17 protein-coding genes are annotated in these 17312 nt (G+C 64.1%); 11 read left to right on the plus strand and 6 right to left on the minus strand.

Going from position 1 to position 17312, the window contains the following annotated elements:
• Window positions 1–108: 108 nt before the first annotated feature.
• From IEV38_RS01310 to IEV38_RS01325, 4 genes are read left to right on the plus strand one after another with little or no spacing between them, the layout of a single operon-like run.
• Window positions 109–1374 carry an amidohydrolase/deacetylase family metallohydrolase gene (locus IEV38_RS01310; protein WP_188394362.1) on the plus strand — a complete coding sequence of 422 codons (1266 nt, stop codon included), beginning with the start codon at window positions 109–111 and terminating at the stop codon, window positions 1372–1374.
• Window positions 1371–1754: an oxalurate catabolism protein HpxZ gene (hpxZ, locus tag IEV38_RS01315; RefSeq protein ID WP_188394363.1), complete on the plus strand. Its 384-nt coding sequence runs from the start codon at window positions 1371–1373 to the stop codon at window positions 1752–1754. Before IEV38_RS01310 ends, hpxZ begins: the two co-directional genes overlap by 4 nt.
• A complete protein-coding gene (locus IEV38_RS01320; protein WP_188394364.1) occupies window positions 1751–3019 on the plus strand; it encodes an amidase in 1269 nt (422 codons plus the stop codon). The genes hpxZ and IEV38_RS01320 overlap by 4 nt, the downstream gene beginning before the upstream one ends.
• On the plus strand, window positions 3016–4095 hold the full coding sequence (locus IEV38_RS01325) for an oxamate carbamoyltransferase subunit AllG family protein (RefSeq protein WP_188394365.1): 1080 nt from the start codon (window positions 3016–3018) through the stop codon (window positions 4093–4095). Before IEV38_RS01320 ends, IEV38_RS01325 begins: the two co-directional genes overlap by 4 nt.
• Before the next feature lie 61 nt (window positions 4096–4156).
• On the opposite strand, the gene IEV38_RS01330 is transcribed toward IEV38_RS01325, so the two are convergent.
• The 5 genes from IEV38_RS01330 to IEV38_RS01350 all read right to left on the minus strand — a co-directional run bounded on the left by IEV38_RS01330 (window position 4157) and on the right by IEV38_RS01350 (window position 8845).
• Window positions 4157–4822, minus strand: a complete 666-nt coding sequence (locus tag IEV38_RS01330; RefSeq protein ID WP_188394366.1) for a nucleotidyltransferase family protein — start codon at window positions 4820–4822, stop codon at window positions 4157–4159.
• Window positions 4823–4973: 151 nt separating this feature from the next.
• Window positions 4974–6149 (minus strand): porin, encoded by a 1176-nt coding sequence (locus tag IEV38_RS01335; protein ID WP_188394367.1) that lies wholly within the window; start codon window positions 6147–6149, stop codon window positions 4974–4976.
• Between the two features lie 61 nt (window positions 6150–6210).
• Window positions 6211–6972 (minus strand): ABC transporter permease, encoded by a 762-nt coding sequence (locus tag IEV38_RS01340; RefSeq protein WP_188394368.1) that lies wholly within the window; start codon window positions 6970–6972, stop codon window positions 6211–6213.
• Window position 6973: 1 nt separating this feature from the next.
• Window positions 6974–7798, minus strand: coding sequence for an ABC transporter ATP-binding protein (locus IEV38_RS01345; RefSeq protein WP_229728493.1), 825 nt, complete (start codon window positions 7796–7798; stop codon window positions 6974–6976).
• On the minus strand, window positions 7799–8845 hold the full coding sequence (locus tag IEV38_RS01350; protein ID WP_188394369.1) for an ABC transporter substrate-binding protein: 1047 nt from the start codon (window positions 8843–8845) through the stop codon (window positions 7799–7801).
• A 501-nt stretch (window positions 8846–9346) separates the two neighbouring features.
• Between IEV38_RS01350 and groES the strand changes: the two genes are divergently transcribed.
• The 4 genes from groES to IEV38_RS01370 all read left to right on the plus strand — a co-directional run bounded on the left by groES (window position 9347) and on the right by IEV38_RS01370 (window position 13959).
• The gene (gene groES, locus IEV38_RS01355; protein ID WP_188394370.1) at window positions 9347–9637 is read left to right on the plus strand and encodes a co-chaperone GroES; all 291 of its coding nucleotides are present in this window, start codon (window positions 9347–9349) and stop codon (window positions 9635–9637) included.
• 119 nt (window positions 9638–9756) lie between these two features.
• Window positions 9757–11397 carry a chaperonin GroEL gene (gene groL, locus IEV38_RS01360; protein ID WP_188394371.1) on the plus strand — a complete coding sequence of 547 codons (1641 nt, stop codon included), beginning with the start codon at window positions 9757–9759 and terminating at the stop codon, window positions 11395–11397.
• 158 nt (window positions 11398–11555) lie between these two features.
• Entirely contained in the window at window positions 11556–12575 is a 1020-nt protein-coding gene (locus IEV38_RS01365; protein ID WP_188394372.1) for a porin, read from the plus strand.
• A gap of 112 nt (window positions 12576–12687) precedes the next feature.
• The gene (locus tag IEV38_RS01370) at window positions 12688–13959 is read left to right on the plus strand and encodes an MFS transporter (RefSeq protein ID WP_188394373.1); all 1272 of its coding nucleotides are present in this window, start codon (window positions 12688–12690) and stop codon (window positions 13957–13959) included.
• Between the two features lie 15 nt (window positions 13960–13974).
• Here IEV38_RS01370 and ylqF read toward each other — a convergent pair whose 3' ends face one another.
• On the minus strand, window positions 13975–14880 hold the full coding sequence (gene ylqF / locus IEV38_RS01375) for a ribosome biogenesis GTPase YlqF (RefSeq protein WP_188394374.1): 906 nt from the start codon (window positions 14878–14880) through the stop codon (window positions 13975–13977).
• A gap of 155 nt (window positions 14881–15035) precedes the next feature.
• On the opposite strand from ylqF, the gene IEV38_RS15345 reads away from it, so the two are divergent.
• From IEV38_RS15345 to IEV38_RS01385, 3 genes are all read left to right on the plus strand, one after another.
• On the plus strand, window positions 15036–15170 hold the full coding sequence (locus IEV38_RS15345; RefSeq protein ID WP_268234694.1) for a hypothetical protein: 135 nt from the start codon (window positions 15036–15038) through the stop codon (window positions 15168–15170).
• Entirely contained in the window at window positions 15167–16180 is a 1014-nt protein-coding gene (locus tag IEV38_RS01380; RefSeq protein WP_188394375.1) for a transporter, read from the plus strand. The genes IEV38_RS15345 and IEV38_RS01380 overlap by 4 nt, the downstream gene beginning before the upstream one ends.
• A gap of 131 nt (window positions 16181–16311) precedes the next feature.
• Window positions 16312–17232 (plus strand): AAA family ATPase, encoded by a 921-nt coding sequence (locus tag IEV38_RS01385; protein ID WP_188394376.1) that lies wholly within the window; start codon window positions 16312–16314, stop codon window positions 17230–17232.
• The last annotated feature ends 80 nt before the right edge of the window (window positions 17233–17312 follow it).

Consider the following 17312-nt stretch of genomic DNA (forward strand, 5'->3'; position numbering starts at 1 on the left):
CCACATTTATCGAAAGCTGGCATAGAATATGCGGTGCACCACATATTAATTCCGCCGAACAAGCGTCACGCAGGCATCACACATTCTTTTAACTCAGAAAGACTCGTCATGAATCAGGTTCTTCTCAAGGGCGGCCATGTCATCGATCCGGCTGCCGGTCGCGATGGCATTTTCGATGTATTGATCAACGGCACCACGATCGCCGCGGTGGACCGCGACCTCGCACCGGCCGATGCCGCCACCCAGGTGGTCGATTGCCGCGGCAAGCTGGTATTGCCGGGCCTCATCGATACCCATGGCCATATCTATCAGGGCGTGACCGGCCGTTTCGGCCTCAACGCCGACATGTGCGGCGTGCATTCCGGCGTCACCACCCTCGTCGATCAGGGCGGCGCCAGCTGCATCACCCTGCCCGGCTTCCGCCGCTACGTGGTCGAGCCGTCGAAGACGCGCGTACTGTCCTACCTGTCGGCCTATCTGGTCGGCGGCCTGGAAGGTCACTACTACCCGGAACTCTATCGTCCCGAATGCCTGGACGTGGAAGCCACCGTCAGCGCCGCGCGCAGCAATCCGGACCTGGTGCGCGGCCTGAAGGCGCATGCCGAGATCGGCGGCTTCGAGCGCTGGGGGTTGGAAGTCATGCGGCTGGCGGCGCAGATCGGCCGCGAGGCGGCGTTGCCCGTCTATATCCACTTCGGCCAGTTGTGGCCCAAGCCGGAAAGCGGCGGCCGCGGCGTCGATCCGGACAGCATCTTCAACCAGGTGGTCGATATGCTCAAACCCGGCGACATCCTCGCCCATCCGTTCAGCAAGCACCCGGGCGGATTCGTCGAGCTCGACGGCTCGGTGCATCCGATGGTCAAGGAAGCGATTGCCCGCGGCCTCAAGATCGACGTCGGCCACGGCTCGCACTTCAGCTTCCGGACCGCGCGCATCGTGCTCGACGCCGGCGTCCTGCCGGATACGCTGGGGGCCGACATGCACGGCTACAACACCATCGTCCCGCCCCCTCCGGGCACGCCGTCGTGGCATCCGGACGAAAGCACGCACATCTTCAAGGGCAACGAGCGCTTCAGCCTGGTATCGGCTATGAGCAGCATGCTGGCGCTCGGCATCCCGCTCGCTCACGTGGTGGCGATGGTCACCAGCAATGCCGCCCGGCTGGCACGCATGGAAGACGAGATCGGCAGCCTGCGGATCGGCGGCGTGGCCGACGTCAGCGTGCTGGACGACCTGCGCGGACGCTGGGCCTTGCACGACAACGAGGGCACGCAGGTCATCACCGACCGCATGCTGCGCCCGGCATTCTGCTACCGCAATGGCGAACGCTTCGACGCCGACGCCGCCATTCTTCCCACTGCAAAGGCCGCATGATGGACATCAATCTCCCCATTACCCTGCAGGAAGTCGAGCAGGCGTTCGATGCCTACGAAAAGGCGCTGGTCGGCAACGACGTGTCCCGGCTCGACCAGCTGTTCTGGAACGACGCCAACACGCTGCGCTACGGCGCCACCGAGAACCTGGTCGGCTATGACGAGATCCGCGCCTTCCGCCTGCAGCGGCCGGCCGCCAACCTCGTGCGCACCGTCACCAGCCGTCACGTCACGACCTTCGGCACCGACTTCGCGGTCGCCAACATCACGTTCACCAAGGCCGGCGAAACGCGCGTCGGCCGCCAGACCCAGACCTGGGTCAAGTTCGCGGACGGCTGGCACGTCGTCGCCGCGCACGTCAGCTGGATGGACGGCAAATGATCGCGCCGCTCAGCAGCCAGTTGCAGCCGGACACCGGCGGCGCCCTGCTGGCCGACGCCTTCGGCCTGCCGATCGCGGCACACCGCCCCGGCAACGCGACCCTGGAGGGTGTGCGCTTCGCGGTCAAGGACGTGTTCGACATCGCCGGCACCCGGACCGGCGCCGGCAATCCGGTCTGGCGCGCGGAGCGCGCGGTGGCGACGCGCCACGCCACCGCGGTCGAACGGCTGCTGGCGGCCGGCGCGGTGTTCGTCGGCAAGGCGCTGACCGATGAACTGACCTACAGCCTGGCCGGCATCAATGCGCACTACGGCATTCCGCGCAACCCGGCCAGCCCGGACCGTCTGCCCGGCGGTTCGTCCTCCGGCTCGGTCGCTGCGGTGGCGTCCGGCCTGGCCGAGATTGCGCTCGGCACCGATTGCGGCGGCTCGGTCAGGCTCCCCGCCAGCTACTGCGGCGTCTGGGGCATGCGCCCCACGCATGGGCGTCTTTCCGGCCAGGGCTGCGTGGTGCTGGCCCACAGCTTCGATACCGTCGGCCTGTTTGCCGATACGCTCGATCATCTCGAAGGCACATTCTGCGCGCTCGCGCATGTGGAAGCAGTTGCGAATTCGGCTGCGAGTTCCGCTGCAAATCACTCTAAATCCGCGCCCGCCTGCATCACGCTCGACGACGCCGGCATCGATGCCCTGCTCGATCCCGCCGTGCGCCAGGCATTCGCCGACCTGCGGCAGGCGGACACCGATTTGCAGCCGGTCGCGACGACGCTGGACCTGACGGCCTGGACTGCCGCCTTCCGCATCCTGCAGGCATCGGAAGCATGGATGGAACACGGTCTGTGGGTATCGCAGCATGGCGAACAGCTCGGCGCCGACGTGCGCCAGCGCTTCGATCTGGCGGCCGGGATCACCGCCGCCCAGGTCAGGCACGCGCAGGAAGTGCGCACCGCCGCCATCCGCAGCATGAACCGCATCCTCGACGAACGGAACAAGGTCATCGTGATCCCGACCGTGCCGACGCCGGCGCCACTGCTGGCGGCCGACGATGCGCAGGTCAACGACATCCGCATGCGGTCCCAGCACCTGCTCTGCATCGCCGGCCTGGTCGGTCTGCCTCAGATCAGCATGCCGTGGATCAGGGTCGACGGCGCGCCGGTCGGGCTGTCCATCATCGGTGGTCGCGGCTGCGACGAAATCGTCCTGCAGGCGGCACGCAGCATGCAGCCGCGGATCGTCGGTGCCTCCACCGCAAGGTGCGCATCATGAGTGCGTCGCAGGAGCAGGACGTCGCCGTCATCGCCGGCCGTTTCGAGGGCATCGCCTGGACGGATGTCGTGCTGCGCCATCAGGCCAAGCCCGACCTGCCCGACCACGTGCTGCTGCATGCCGGGCCGCCGCTGCAGGATGCGCCCCCGCTGCCGATCCGGCAGGCCGCGATCGAAGCGATTCTTTTCGAGAGACTGGCGGAAAACCATGCTGCCGCCGCCGGCCTGCTCGACGCCGGCGAAGTCCGCCTGCTGCCGGCGCAGGACCACGGCATCGTCACGCCGCTGGCGCAGGTAGTGTCGGCATCGATGCCGCTGTTCACGGTGAGCCGCAACGGCACGCATTTTCATGCACCGCTGGTCGAAAGCCCGGCGCCCGCGCTACGCTTCGGCAAACCCGGCCCGCACTGCCGTGCGCAGTTGCAACTGCTATCGCAGTTCGGCCTGCACGTCCTGAAGCCGGCGCTGGCGCGCCAGCCGGTCTCGATATCCGGCCCCATTCGCGACGCGTTGATGCACGGCGAGGAATGCCACGCGCTGACGGCGCAGGCCAATCTTTCGCTGGCAAGGCAGCTCGCTACCCTGCCGGCACGCGACCGTGAAGTCATCCATGCCAATCCGGGCTTCGTTCTGCCGCTGCTGATGGCAGCATGCGCTTTACGTCTCAGACAGGAGAGTCAAATCGCGGCGGTCGGCGGCAACGGCCGGCACTTCGGCTATCGCCTGCGCAATGCTGACCGCTGGCACCTCATGCCCGCCACACCACCGCAGGGAACACGGTTCCCGGGGCAGGAGCGGACGGTTGCGCTAGGCGCGATCGGCGACAGCGCCGTGATCGATTTCTGCGGCCTCGGTGCGCAGGCACTTGCCTTTGCACCGATGCTCGCGCGCGACTGGCATGCATTTCTGCCAGCCGATCTGCACGCGCATCGATCCGAGGTGCTAGACGATCGAAGCGGGATGGTCGATCCGCAGCGCCTGCATGGCGATCAGACACCAATGGTCAACCTCGCCATTCTCGATGAAGCAGCGGAGGTGGGGCTGATCGGGCGCGGTGTTTTCAGACTCGTCGGTTAGAAACTGGCCCGGGCTATGTCTGCCCATGAAGGCACGTCGCTACCGTTGCGCCGCCGACGTTCTATTCCTGCGGCGTGTTGACATCCCACGGCGCGGGCCACGTTACCTGCTGCGGCCACAGCCGTTGCGTCAATGCCGCCAGATCTTCCGGCGTGTCCAGATCGGCGATGTAGGCATGCGTACTTGTGACGAACGGCTTGACGATCTCGGGATGGCCGTTCAACCAGCCTCGTATTCCTGCAAATGCGGGATCGACTGCCAATTGCCGCACTACCTTCCATGACAGCAGCAGAGGATGCCCTCTGGTACCGTCAACCACCGGCATCTGCGCTTCGATGCCGGCCGGCCGCCGCTGCCAGGCATCCAGCAGCACGCGAATATGTTCATCGTCCAGCAAAGGCAGATCGGCCAGCAGCAGCATCAGGTCGCGGCCGGGCCGGCGCGCAACGTGAGTGCGCAAGGCGAGCGCCTGCGATTCGGCCAGTTGCGTGTCTTCCCTGTCATGCAGCAGTACATCGATGCCGCAGCGCCTTGCCAACGGTGCCAGTGTTTCCCGATAGGGGCCGATCACGATGCCGATGTCGTCGATACGCGCACCGTGCAGTGCGCGCGCCAGCCGCTCCAGCAGACTCAAGCCGCCGATATGCAGCGCTGCCTTGGGCCGCCCGCCAAGGCGACGGCCAAAGCCGGCCGCCAGGATGACCGCCGCCGGAGATTGTTCTTTCATCCCGGCGCCGCTCCCGGCAGGCAAATTTTCCATCTCGTCTTTCTCGCACATGCCTGGAGTATAAGACCCGATGCCTTGACCGTTCGATGAAGTGCTGCCGGATGATCTCTTCCGGCAGCCGTGGTTGGGGCGGCGCACCTGCCGCCCGTCGTCAGAAACGCTGGCGGATACCCACGCCGAAGCTGACGCCGCTGGAAGTGTCCGTCAACTTGTCATAACTGACTACGCTATAGACGTCGGTACGCTTGGAGAGAAAGTAGTCATAACCAAGCGATGCGGTGTTGCGCGTGATGGAAGACTGCACGTCCGCGCTGCCCAGCACTGCACTGAAATCGCCTTTGGCCTCGACCTTGGTTCGCGCCCACGAGAGCAGCACCAAACCCTTGCCGAGCGGCACGCTGGTGCCGAGCTGCACCGTGTTCGCTTTCAGGTCGTACTGGCTGTCATCGGCGGCACCGATCAGCTTGGTGGTCGAACGGTTGAACGTGCCGAACAGTTTCATGTACTGCAGGTCGTACGCGCCGCCGAGGAACCACGTGTCGTTCTTCGATGCGGCCAGCGTGTAAGTGGCGCCGGTCACGCGGTTGTAGGGCGTGAACGTAAAGACGCTCGATTCGCCGACGGTGGTGTCAACCGGGTTGTTGACCTTGACCGACTGGAAGTAGGCGCCGAAGGACAGCGGGCCCTTTGCATACATGGTGTTCACGCCGAAGTTGTTCTTGCCCGAATCGCCAGCCTGCTCGCCGAGCTGCAGGAAGAAGCTGGTGGTGAAGCCGCCGAGCTTGGGCGTGACGTACATGATCTCGTTGCTCCACGCGGTATCGCCGGAGACGACCGGCGACCACGCCTGGCCGCGATAGCGGCTCGACGACGTCTGCGAATGCAGGCCCAGCGGCGAGAAGGCGAAGGAAGCCGCGAACGGGTTGAAGGTCAGCATGGGCACGAAGTTGGGTGCCAGATCGCGGCCGAGGGATACGCGACCGAACGAACCGGACAGGCCGACGTTGGCATCCCGCGCGAACATGGTGTCGGAATTGTTGCGGCCGGTGCCACCGATATCCGGGCGGAAGAAGCCGGTCAGCGCAAAGTTGGCCTGCAGGCCATTGCCGAGATCTTCGGTGCCCTTGAAGCCCCACCACGAAGTTTGCATGCCGCTGCTGTTGACCACGCCGGTGCTGGCTGCATCGCCGCTGCGCTTGAGCGAACCGGCATAGACGTCGACCATTCCTCCGATCTGTACCGAACTCTGCGCCAGCGCAGAAACCGAAAATGCGGACACGACAAGGCCCAGCACGCTGCCGGCGGCAGCATGTTTGATTGACTTCATTGGAAAACTCCCTTTTTAAGATGGACAGCGCGACGGCTGCATGAGGACGATGGGCATGAAACTACTCTCCACGTTTTGCCCAGGACGTGGAACGGCGCTCGATGAAATCGGATATGCCGTACATCAGGATTCCCATGACACCCACCACGATCAGCGCGGCGAACACCAGGGGCACGCGGAACGAAGAGCTGGCATTGAGCAGCAGGTAGCCGATCCCCGCATTGCTGGCCACCATCTCCGAGACGACCGAGCCGACGAAGGCCAGCGTGATGGCCACCTTGAGCGAGGCGAACAGGTAAGGCAGCGCACGTGGCAAGGCCACTTTCTTCAGGATGATCGTCTTGGTCGCGCCCAGCGAACGCAGCACGTCGGCCAGTTCCGGCTCCAGGTGCGCAATGCCGGTCGCGACGTTGACCGCGATCGGAAAGAACGCCGTCAGGAACGCGCACAGCACCGCCGGCACGGTGCCGATGCCGAACCACATCACCAGCACTGGCACGACCGCCACCTTGGGAATCGAGTTGAAACCGATCAGCAGCGGATTGATGGCCCGATAAATCTCCGGACTGGCGCCCACCAGAACCCCGAGCAGAACGCCAAAGACGATCGCCATCACAAAGCCGACGAGCGTGGTAAACAAGGTCTGCATCGCTTCGGTCTGAATGACCGGCCAGTACTGGATCAGGGAACGCATGATCTGGCTCGGCGCCGGCAGGATCATCTCCGGCACGGCAAAGGCCCGGCATGCGAGCTCCCACAAAAGAAACAGACCTGCGGCGGTAAGCCAGGGGGCCAGCGCCTGCCGAATTCTTGTCCTGTCCATATCAGTGCTCCTCCTGGGCGTGGCCGACGAACTCGCGCAGACTCGCCACCTCTTCCGCAAACAGCGCGGTATAGCGGTCGTCGCGCGTGCGTCTGCATTCGGCAGGAATGCTGCGCGAGTGGATGATGCGGCCCGGCCGTTGCGAAAACACGTGGACCGTATCGGCGAGATAGGTCGCCTCCGCCAGATCGTGGGTGACGAGCACCACGGTGAAACCCTGCGCCTTCCACAGGGCCTTCAGGGTGTCCCACAGATCCTCGCGCGTGAAGGCATCCAGTGCGCCGAACGGTTCGTCGAGCAGCAGCAGTTTCGGTTCGTGGATCAGCGAGCGGCACAGCGAAGCGCGCTGCTGCATGCCGCCGGAGAGCTGCCATGGATAGCGCTTTTCCACTTCCTTCAGGCCGACCTGCCGGAACAGCGCGCGCGCACGTTCGACGTTCGCGGCCAGATCCTTCTTGAACGTGCGGCAATGCGGCTCCACGATCTCCAGCGGCAGCATCACATTGCTCAGAATGTTCCGCCACGGCAGCAGCGCCGGACTCTGGAACGCCATGCCGACGAACTTCAGCGGGCGGTCGACTTCGCGGCCAGCCACGACTACCGCGCCCGTCTTCGCCTGCCGCAGTCCGCTGACCAGCTTCAGCATCGTCGACTTGCCGCAGCCGGACGGCCCCACCAGCGCCACGAATTCGCCCTGGCGGATGTTCAGGTCGACGCCCTGCAATGCCAGCAGGCCGTCGCTTCCCTCGCCGTAAGTCAGGGAAACCCCGCTCATCTCGACCAGCGGCCGGCGCGTGCTCCCGTCGTCTTCCCGTTTCATCATCATTCAGGGAGCAATCATCAGTTTGGAACGCGCTGGAAGATAGGCGTCGGTATAGACATCCTTGGCATTCGGTGTCGGTATCTCGAGTGCCGTCGCCACTTCAAGCAGCGACTTGTTCATGCGCACGGGATCGATCTGGCTCATACCGTGCTTGCGTACCCATGGCGTGGCGATGGACCAGTCGAAGGACAGCCGCATGCGTTCCATTTCGATCTTTCTGTCGGTGAGCGGCTCGCGCTTGACCAGTGCATCGATGGCCGCTTCCGGATCCTGGATGCTTTTGGCCATGCCCTGCGCGATGCACTCGACCATGGAGGTCAGCGCCTTTACGTGCGCCTTGGCAAACGAGGGCTTGACCACCAGCGCCGTTCCGTAGAGGGAGACGCCGTATTCCGGATAGCGCAGCATGACGAGGTTGTCGTCCTTGAGGCCGCCCGCCTTGGCGCCCATGTACACCGTGAAGGCCGCGCCGCTGATGGCATCCGCACTGCCGCGTACCAGCATGCTTTCACGCAGTTCCGGCGCCACGTTGATCCATTTGACCGAAGCAGGATCGATATTGTTGGCCTTGGCCAGCGCCGAGAACAGCCGGCGCGAAGCATCCCCCGCAGGTGCCGCGATGGTTTTGCCAACCAGGTCGGCCGGCTTGGTGATGCCGGTATCCTTGCGCGTGGCAATCGACAACGCATTTCCGTCATAGATCATGAAGAAGGAAATCAGCTTTGCGTCCAGATGCTTGGCGTTGTATTCGATCATGGCGTTGATGTCCGCGAAGCCCACGTCGTAACCGCCGCTGGCGACCTTGATCACCGTATCTCCCGAGCCGAAGCCGCGATCGGTCACGACCTCAAGACCGGCATTCGCGTAGCAACCATTGGCATGGGGAATCAGGAACGGCGCCTGCGGACCCTGCATGGCCCAGTCGAGCGCAAAACGAATCTTCTGGCGCTCCTGCGCCGCTGCCGGATTGCCCATCACGAATGCGGTTGCGGCCAGTGCCAGAACCACGGAAATCTTCAGACTGCCGATCATGCTTTTGCTGCGTTTCATCGATTCGCCCCTTGTTCATCCCTGCGCCCCGTTTTCGAACTGGCCAACGGCTCGCGTGGGAATATCCATAAATGTGGTATACCACCTTTAATGCATTTGAAAAATGACCTGAAGTCACTTGCGAGCTGACATAGCAGTTATCGTGCCATGTCAGCGAGCGTGGACCAGAGACGATTCAGGCCCGCTTTTGGGGAAAGATCTGGCGCCGCATTATGTGGTACGCCACATTTCTGTGCGGCGTGCCCGCAAGCGGGGACACATGCCGGGGCATGGGTAGCGTCAGATGTTTACCCGATGGAATCGCTCCGGACGCTCGGGTTTCCCTTCGCTCTTGAATTATCAAGTGACCATCCCTATACTTAGCACTCGCCGGGGCAGAGTGCTAACAACTCCCCGTGTTCGACCAACTTTTCCAGTGCGGCATGCTTGCACGGCAAAGCCAGGCTTGCAGCAGTCATGCCGCAAATCAAAACCTAAACCATTGAAAAATAAGGAGTTTGTATGAACCTTCGTCCTTTGCACGATCGCGTCATCGTCAAACGTCTGGACCAGGAAACCAAAACCGCGTCCGGTCTGATCATCCCTGAAGCAGCGGCGGAAAAACCTGACCAGGGCGAAGTGCTGGCCATCGGCAACGGCAAGATTCTGGAAGACGGCAAGGTCCGTCCGCTCGACGTCAAGGTCGGCGACCGCGTCCTGTTCGGCAAATATGCCGGCCAGACCGTCAAGGTCGATGGCGAGGAAGTCCTCGTCATGCGCGAAGAAGACATCATGGCAATCGTACAAAAGTGATGCCGATGTCCGTTTGCGCGATGCGCGAACGGAACAGCGGCATCATCCCCGCGCAGGCCTCGCCGGCCGCACGGAGATCCAGTGATCCCATCACATAACGAATATCAGGAGTAATCAACATGGCAGCTAAAGAAGTTATTTTCGGCGACGCAGCGCGCGCCAAGATGGTCGAAGGCGTCAACGTGCTGGCAAACGCCGTCAAGGTCACGCTGGGCCCGAAAGGCCGTAACGTCATTCTGGAACGCTCGTTCGGCGCGCCGACCGTCACCAAGGATGGTGTCTCGGTCGCCAAGGAAATCGAACTGAAGGACAAGCTGCAGAACATGGGTGCGCAGCTCGTGAAGGAAGTCGCTTCGCGCACCAACGACAACGCCGGCGACGGCACCACCACCGCAACCGTGCTGGCACAAGCCATCGTGCGCGAAGGCATGAAGTACGTGGCCGCCGGCATGAACCCGATGGACCTCAAGCGCGGCATCGACAAGGCGGTTGCCGCCACCGTCGAGCAACTGGCCACCATCGCCAAGCCCTGCACCACCTCCAAGGAAATCGCGCAAGTCGGTTCGATCTCGGCCAACAGCGATTCCTCGATCGGCGAACGCATCGCCGAAGCCATGGAAAAAGTCGGCAAGGAAGGCGTCATCACGGTTGAAGACGGCAAGTCGCTGAACGACGAGCTCGACGTGGTCGAAGGCATGCAGTTCGACCGCGGCTACCTATCGCCGTACTTCATCAACAACACCGAGAAGCAGACCGCGATCCTCGAGAACCCGTTCATCCTGCTGTTCGACAAGAAGATCTCGAACATCCGCGACCTGCTGCCGGTGCTGGAACAAGTCGCCAAGGCTGGCCGTCCGCTGCTGATCATCGCCGAAGACGTCGAAGGCGAAGCGCTGGCGACCCTGGTCGTCAACAACATCCGCGGCATCCTGAAAACCACCGCCGTCAAGGCACCGGGCTTCGGCGACCGCCGCAAGGCCATGCTGGAAGACATCGCGATCCTGACCGGCGGTCAGGTCGTGGCGGAAGAAGTCGGCCTGACGCTGGAAAAAATCTCGCTCGAAGAGCTGGGCCAGGCCAAGCGCGTCGAGATCGGCAAGGAAAACACCACCATCATCGACGGCAACGGCCAGGCCGTGGCAATCGAGGCACGCGTCAAGCAGATCCGCGCCCAGATCGAGGAAGCCACCTCGGACTACGATCGTGAAAAACTGCAGGAACGCGTGGCCAAGCTGGCTGGCGGCGTTGCCGTGATCAAGGTCGGCGCTGCCACCGAAGTCGAGATGAAAGAGAAGAAGGCACGCGTCGAAGACGCCCTGCACGCTACCCGCGCTGCAGTGGAAGAAGGCATCGTTCCCGGCGGCGGCGTTGCGCTGCTGCGCGCCCGCGCCAACATCGAAGTCAAGGGCGACAACTCGGATCAGGAAGCCGGTATCCGCATCGTGCTGCGCGCGATCGAGGAACCGCTGCGCATGATCGTGCAGAACGCCGGTGACGAAGCATCGGTGGTCGTTGCCAAGGTTCTCGAAGGCAAGGGCAACTTCGGCTACAACGCCGCCAACGGCACCTACGGCGACCTCGTCGAAATGGGCGTGCTGGATCCGGCCAAGGTCACGCGTTCGGCACTGCAGAACGCTGCCTCGATCGCCGGCCTGCTGCTGACCACGGATTGCATGGTTGCCGAGATCGTCGAAGACAAGCCTGCAATGCCGGATATGGGTGGCATGGGCGGTATGGGTGGCATGGGCGGCATGATGTAATTGCCGCGTCATCCGGGATCGCCGTATCCCGCGAACGCAGAACACCCCGCAAGGCGCAAGCCCTGCGGGGTGTTTTTATTTGACCGCACGATCGGCGACAATAGACACGGATGCTGCCATGCACGTCGTCCATGCACATGTGCCATGAACCATGGCGGATGGCTTGGAGTCTGTCCATTGCCGCGCCTCCACCCGCCTCTTTTTCAGCGAAAGGTCTCCCCATCGTCATCCCGCGCCTCACCAGTCTCCTTTCCTCGCTGCTCACGCTGCTGCCCTGCTGCGCGTTCGCACAATCGAACGTGGTGATGTACGGCTATCTGGACCTCGGCCTGGTCAAGCGCAGCGGCGACAGCGCGGGCGTCGAGCGCGGCTACAACAACTGGCTGGGATTCCACGGCAAGGAAACACTTGGCAACGGCCTGCACGCAATATTCAGGCTGGAAACACGCTTCAATCCGGATACCGGCGAAACCGAACGTCCGCACACCTTCTGGCAGGGCGAATCCACCGTCGGCCTGCACAGCGACCGCTACGGCACCCTGCGCCTGGGCCGCGCGCTGACGCCGCTGTGGGACATGGCCTGGCAATACGAGCCGTGGGTCAACAGCGGCTTCAATGCCTCGCTCGCGGCCTACCAGACCGGCAGCTATGGCAGCGATGGCATTCACGATGTTTCGCTCGGCTATGCCGACGCCACTCGCATCAGCCAGGGCATCTATTACAGCAGCCCGGCGTGGGATGGCATCGCAGTCCATGCCGCGATCCGCGCCGGCAAGGACCCGGACGCCGTCAGCCGCGTGCGCAGCATCGCCATCAGCCATGCCGGCGAGCGCTGGTCGGCCGCGCTGGCCCACGAAGTCAATGCGCGCAGCGACGACATCACCTACGTGGCGGCCAAGTACCGGATGCAATCGTTGACCCTGATGGGCTCGTGGACGCGCCACCGGCCGACCGATGCGCCGCGCGAACGCACCTGGCTGGTGGCCGGCACGCATGAATTCGGCCGCCACATGTTGCGCACCGGCTACGGCAGGAACCAGGACAGCCGCCAGCACAAGCTCAGCACCGGCTACGTCCACAAGCTGTCCACGCGCACCAGCCTGTACGCGGACCTGTACCGCGAGCGGCAGGAACGCTACCGCAACGGCATCGCGTTCGGCATGACACATTCGTTCTGATGCGGCGACAATGTCCGTGCCCTGCCGCACCGAGGAACGCCGCCGCCGTCGCCGGGTCGAAGCACAGCGCGGCGCCTTTGCCGCTTCTTGAACCTTGAAGCCAGGATTTCCCATGCACGGACTGCTCTTGCCCCTTTCCTCCATCCTCAGCGGTACCGGGGTCATGGTGATCGGGGTCGGCCTGCTGTTCTCGGTGCTGGGCCTGCGCGCGGGGCTGGCGGAGTTTTCGAGCGCCGTCACCGGCCTCATCATGTCGGCCTATTTCGTCGGCTACATCCTCGGCACCATGCTGTGCCCGGCCCTCATCCATCGCGTCGGCCACATCCGCACCTTCGCCGCGATGGCGTCGATCGCCTCGACCATGCCGATCCTGCACGCACTATGGGTTGATCCGTGGTTCTGGGGCCTGCTGCGGCTGATCACGGGCATCTGCATCGTCGGCCTTTACATCGTGATCGAAAGCTGGCTCAACGCGCTCGCGCCGAGCCGGCAGCGCGGCCGCATCTTCTCGATCTACATGTCGGTCACCTTCATCGCCCTCGCCATCGGGCAATGGCTGATCCTGGTCGGCGACAAGCTCGGCTTCGTACCGTTCGCGCTGGTGTCCATCCTGCTGTCGTTCGCATTGCTGCCGATCACGCTGACGCCGATCTCGCAGCCGGCTGCCGTCGAACGGCCGCGGCTCGACCTGCGCGCGCTGTACCGTATCTCGCCGATGGGCCTGGCCGGTGCCGTGGTCTCGGGCCTGCTCAACGGCTCGTTCTACGGACTCGGTGCGGCGTATGCGCAGGGCGTGGGCTTCAGCGACGTCGGCGTCGCCACCTTCATGGCCGCCACCATCCTCGGCGGCGCCGCCTTCCAGTGGCCGGTCGGTCATTATTCGGACCGCCACGACCGGCGCTACGTGCTGCTGTGGATCTGCATCGTCAGCGCGGGGCTCGCCCTGCTCGGCTTCATGGCGTCGTTCTGGTCGGAGAACCTGTTGATTGCAATCGGCGCGCTGTACGGCGGCTTCGTCTTCACGCTATATGGCCTGAGCGTGGCGCACGTCAACGACCTGGTTGACAGTTCGCGCCTGCTCGAAGTGGCTGGCGGCCTGCTGCTGGTACACGGCATCGGCGCGGCGGTGGGACCGACCGTGGCCGGCGTGGTGATGGCGTGGCTGACGCCGCACAGCCTGATGCTGATGTTCTCGCTGGTGCTGGGCTTGATGGCGGTCTATGCGGTGCAACGGATTCGCGCAGCGCCGCCGGTGCCGGAGGAAGAAAAATCGAGCTACGTGGTCATGACCGGTACCGCGCCGGCCGTCATGCAGGTGGACGTGGGCGAGGCCGCGGAAGAAGCACAGGCCGCGAACGATACCGCAGCGCCGACCGGGACCTGACGCCGCCCGTTCCGGTTATTCGTCGACCGGTTCCTGCGGCTCGCCGAGTAGCACCGGCGGCACGTAGCTTGCCAGCAGCGCTTCGCGACTGGCCGGCGTTTCGAGGCTGATGCGGCCCAGCGCGCCGCTGCGGTAATCCTGCAGGAAGGTGTGCGCGGCCTTTTCCAGGTCGAAGTCGCCGCCCTTGATGCGATAGGCGCGGCGCTGCGCGATGCCTTCGATCACGCCGACGCCATCGACGCCCTCGGTCTGGAAGCCGTAGCGCGCCGTCAGCAGCTTCGGATAATGTTCCAGCAGCAAGTCGGCGAGGAAGGTCGCGACCTCCTCCTCGATCAGTGCATTGCTGCCGATCGCATGGCTGGCCGCCAGCATCAGGCCGTCGGTCGGATGCTCGATCTTGGGCCACATCATGCCCGGCGTATCGGTCAGCACCATGTTGTTGCCGAGATAAAGCCGCTGCTGGGTCTTGGTCACGGCCGGCTCGTCGCCGACCTTGGCCACGCGCTTCTTGAGCAGCGCATTCATCAGCGTCGATTTGCCGACGTTGGGAATGCCCATGATCATCATGCGCAGCGGCTTCAGCGCCGTGCCGCGATGCGGCGCGATCTTCATCGCCAGGCCCGGTACCTTCCCCACGTCGGCCGGCTTCTTGCACGACAGCGCCACCGCCGTCACGTCCTTCTGCGCATTGTAGAAGTCCAGCCACAGTTTGGTCGCGTGGGGATCGGCCAGATCGGCCTTGTTGAGGATCTTCAGGCAAGGGCGCTGACGCGCCTTGCGCAACTCCTCGATCATCGGATTGCGGCTGGCCTGCGGAATGCGCGCATCCAGCACCTCGATGATCATGTCGGTCTTTTCCATGGTTTCCGCCGCCTTCTTGCGGGCGGCGTTCATGTGACCGGGGAACCACTGTATGGACATGCGAGATTTCTTGAAGGGAAGCAGCCGCTATTCTACCCGCTCGCGCCCCTCCGCTTTCGCGGAAATGCCCGGAAATACCGGCCGCAGGCCAAAATCGGGCCTCATCCGACGTCAATGTCACACTCACGTCACATCTGCCGGGCATCATGCCGGGCATGCACAACGCCAACGGGGCCGGCGTGATCGAGGCCTCGACCAATTCCCTTGTGCGGCACATGCCTGCAACCATCGTCCCGCCGCGCAGCCGCATTCCCCTTCCGGACGGCGGCGCGCTCCGCACCGCCGCATGAATCCTCCACCCGTTGAATACGGCGCCGACCGCTCGGGCCTGATCTGGGGCTTCCTGTTCGGCCGCGGCGACGGCGCCATTCCCATCGACTCGAACCGCGCCATCGCCTGGCTGGCGGAACGCAGGAACGACGACGAATTCGTCTGGCTGCACCTGAACCTGGCCCACGCGGCGACCGAGAAATGGCTGCGCGAGCATGTTGGCGTGACCGACGAATTCCATGCCGCGCTGCACGACGGTTCGCGCTCGACGCGCATCGAACTGGCCGACGGCACGCTGGTGGCCGTACTCAACGACGTGCTGCACAGCTTTTCGCTCGATTCGGCCGAGACCGCCACGCTCTGGCTCAGCGTCTCGCGCCACGTGCTCATCACCGTGCGCCGCACGCCGCTGAAATCCATCGAACGGCTGCGGCAGGCGGTCGAGGCCGGTGCCGGCATTCCCTCCACCGTGGCCCTGCTGGTCCACCTGCTGCACGACCAGGGCGACGTACTGGTGCGTATCGTGCGCGATGCCGTCACGCGCGTCGACAGCGCCGAAGACAATCTGCTCGCCGGACAGCTCACGCACCAGCGCAGCAAACTCGGCCTGCTGCGGCGCGTGCTGGTGCGCCTGCAGCGCCTGCTGGCACCGGAGCCGGCTGCCCTGTTCCGCCTGCTGCAACGCCCGCCGGCGTGGATGGCGGAACGCGACGTGCAGGACCTGCGGCAGGCGACAGAGGAATTCACGGTGGTGCTCAACGACCTCAGTTCGCTGCAGGAACGCATCAAGCTGCTGCAGGAGGAGATCGCCGCACAGGTCAACGAAAAGAACAGCCGCAGCCTGTTCGTGCTGACCATCGTCACCGTGCTGGCGCTGCCGATCAATATCATCGCCGGCCTGCTCGGCATGAACGTCGGCGGCATCCCGCTCGCCGAGGACGATCATGGCTTCTGGCTGGTGGCCGGCATCGTCGCCACCTTTACCGTCATCGCATGCTGGATCGTGGTGCGTCGGCAGAACAGGGAATGAACCCACGCGACTTCGCGCCAGACCCGACGTTCCCTCGCAGCAACAAACTCGCATAGAATTCGGAAGGTCCGTCCTTGCCGGACCCGGCCGGCCGCATGGTGCCTCCCTTCCCTTTCTTACGGAATATCGCAATGTTCTCCAAAGTGCATGCAGTCGCCCGACAGGTCGGCGAGATCGTGGTCGGCAAGGAAACGCAGGTGCGCCAGGCACTGGCATGTCTGCTGGCCGGCGGCCATCTGCTGATCGAGGACGTGCCGGGCGTCGGCAAGACCACGCTCGCGCATGCGCTGGCAATTTCGCTCGGCCTGCAATTCAATCGCCAGCAGTTCACCAGCGACCTGCTGCCGGCCGACGTGATCGGCATCTCGATCTTCGACCGCGAGAAAAGCAGCTTCGTGTTCCATCCCGGTCCGGTCTTCACGCAAGTCCTGCTGGCCGACGAGATCAATCGCGCCACGCCCAAGGCGCAATCCGCGCTGCTCGAGGCAATGGAAGAACGGCAGGTGACCGCGGACGGCGTCACGCGTGCATTGCCGGAACCGTTCTTCGTCATCGCCACCCAGAATCCGACGCACCAGCTCGGTACCTTCCCGCTGCCGGAATCGCAGATGGATCGCTTCATGATGTGCATCTCGCTCGGCTATCCTGATGCCGCTGCAGAACGGGCGCTGCTGCTCGGAGAAGACCGGCGCCTGCTGATGAAATCGCTGCCGGTGGCCATGCGTCCGCACGACCTTCTCGACGCGCAGGCCGCGCTGCGCGAGATCCACGTCGCGCCCGCGCTGGTCGATTACCTGCAAGCGCTGGCGCAGGCATCGCGCGAAAACGGCATGTTTGCCGAAGGCCTGAGCCCGCGCGCCGCCATCGCCCTGCTGCAGGCCGCGCGCGCCTGGGCCGCGCTGGAAGGCCGCAACCACGTGCTTCCGGAAGATGTGCAGGCCGTACTGGTGCCAGTGGCCGCGCATCGCCTGCGCCCCGTCAAGTCGGCTTCCGGCAGCGCGCTCGGCAGCCGCGATCTGGTCGTGCAATTGATGAAGTCGGTCGCGGTCTGACGTCACCTTTCATCCCGTGCCCAGGTTCCCCACGTCCGCCGCACCGGTGACAGCCGTCAGACGCTGGCTGCGCGCACAGC

Source organism: Oxalicibacterium flavum, assembly GCF_014635065.1.
Classification (GTDB): Bacteria; Pseudomonadota; Gammaproteobacteria; order Burkholderiales; family Burkholderiaceae_D; genus Oxalicibacterium; species Oxalicibacterium flavum.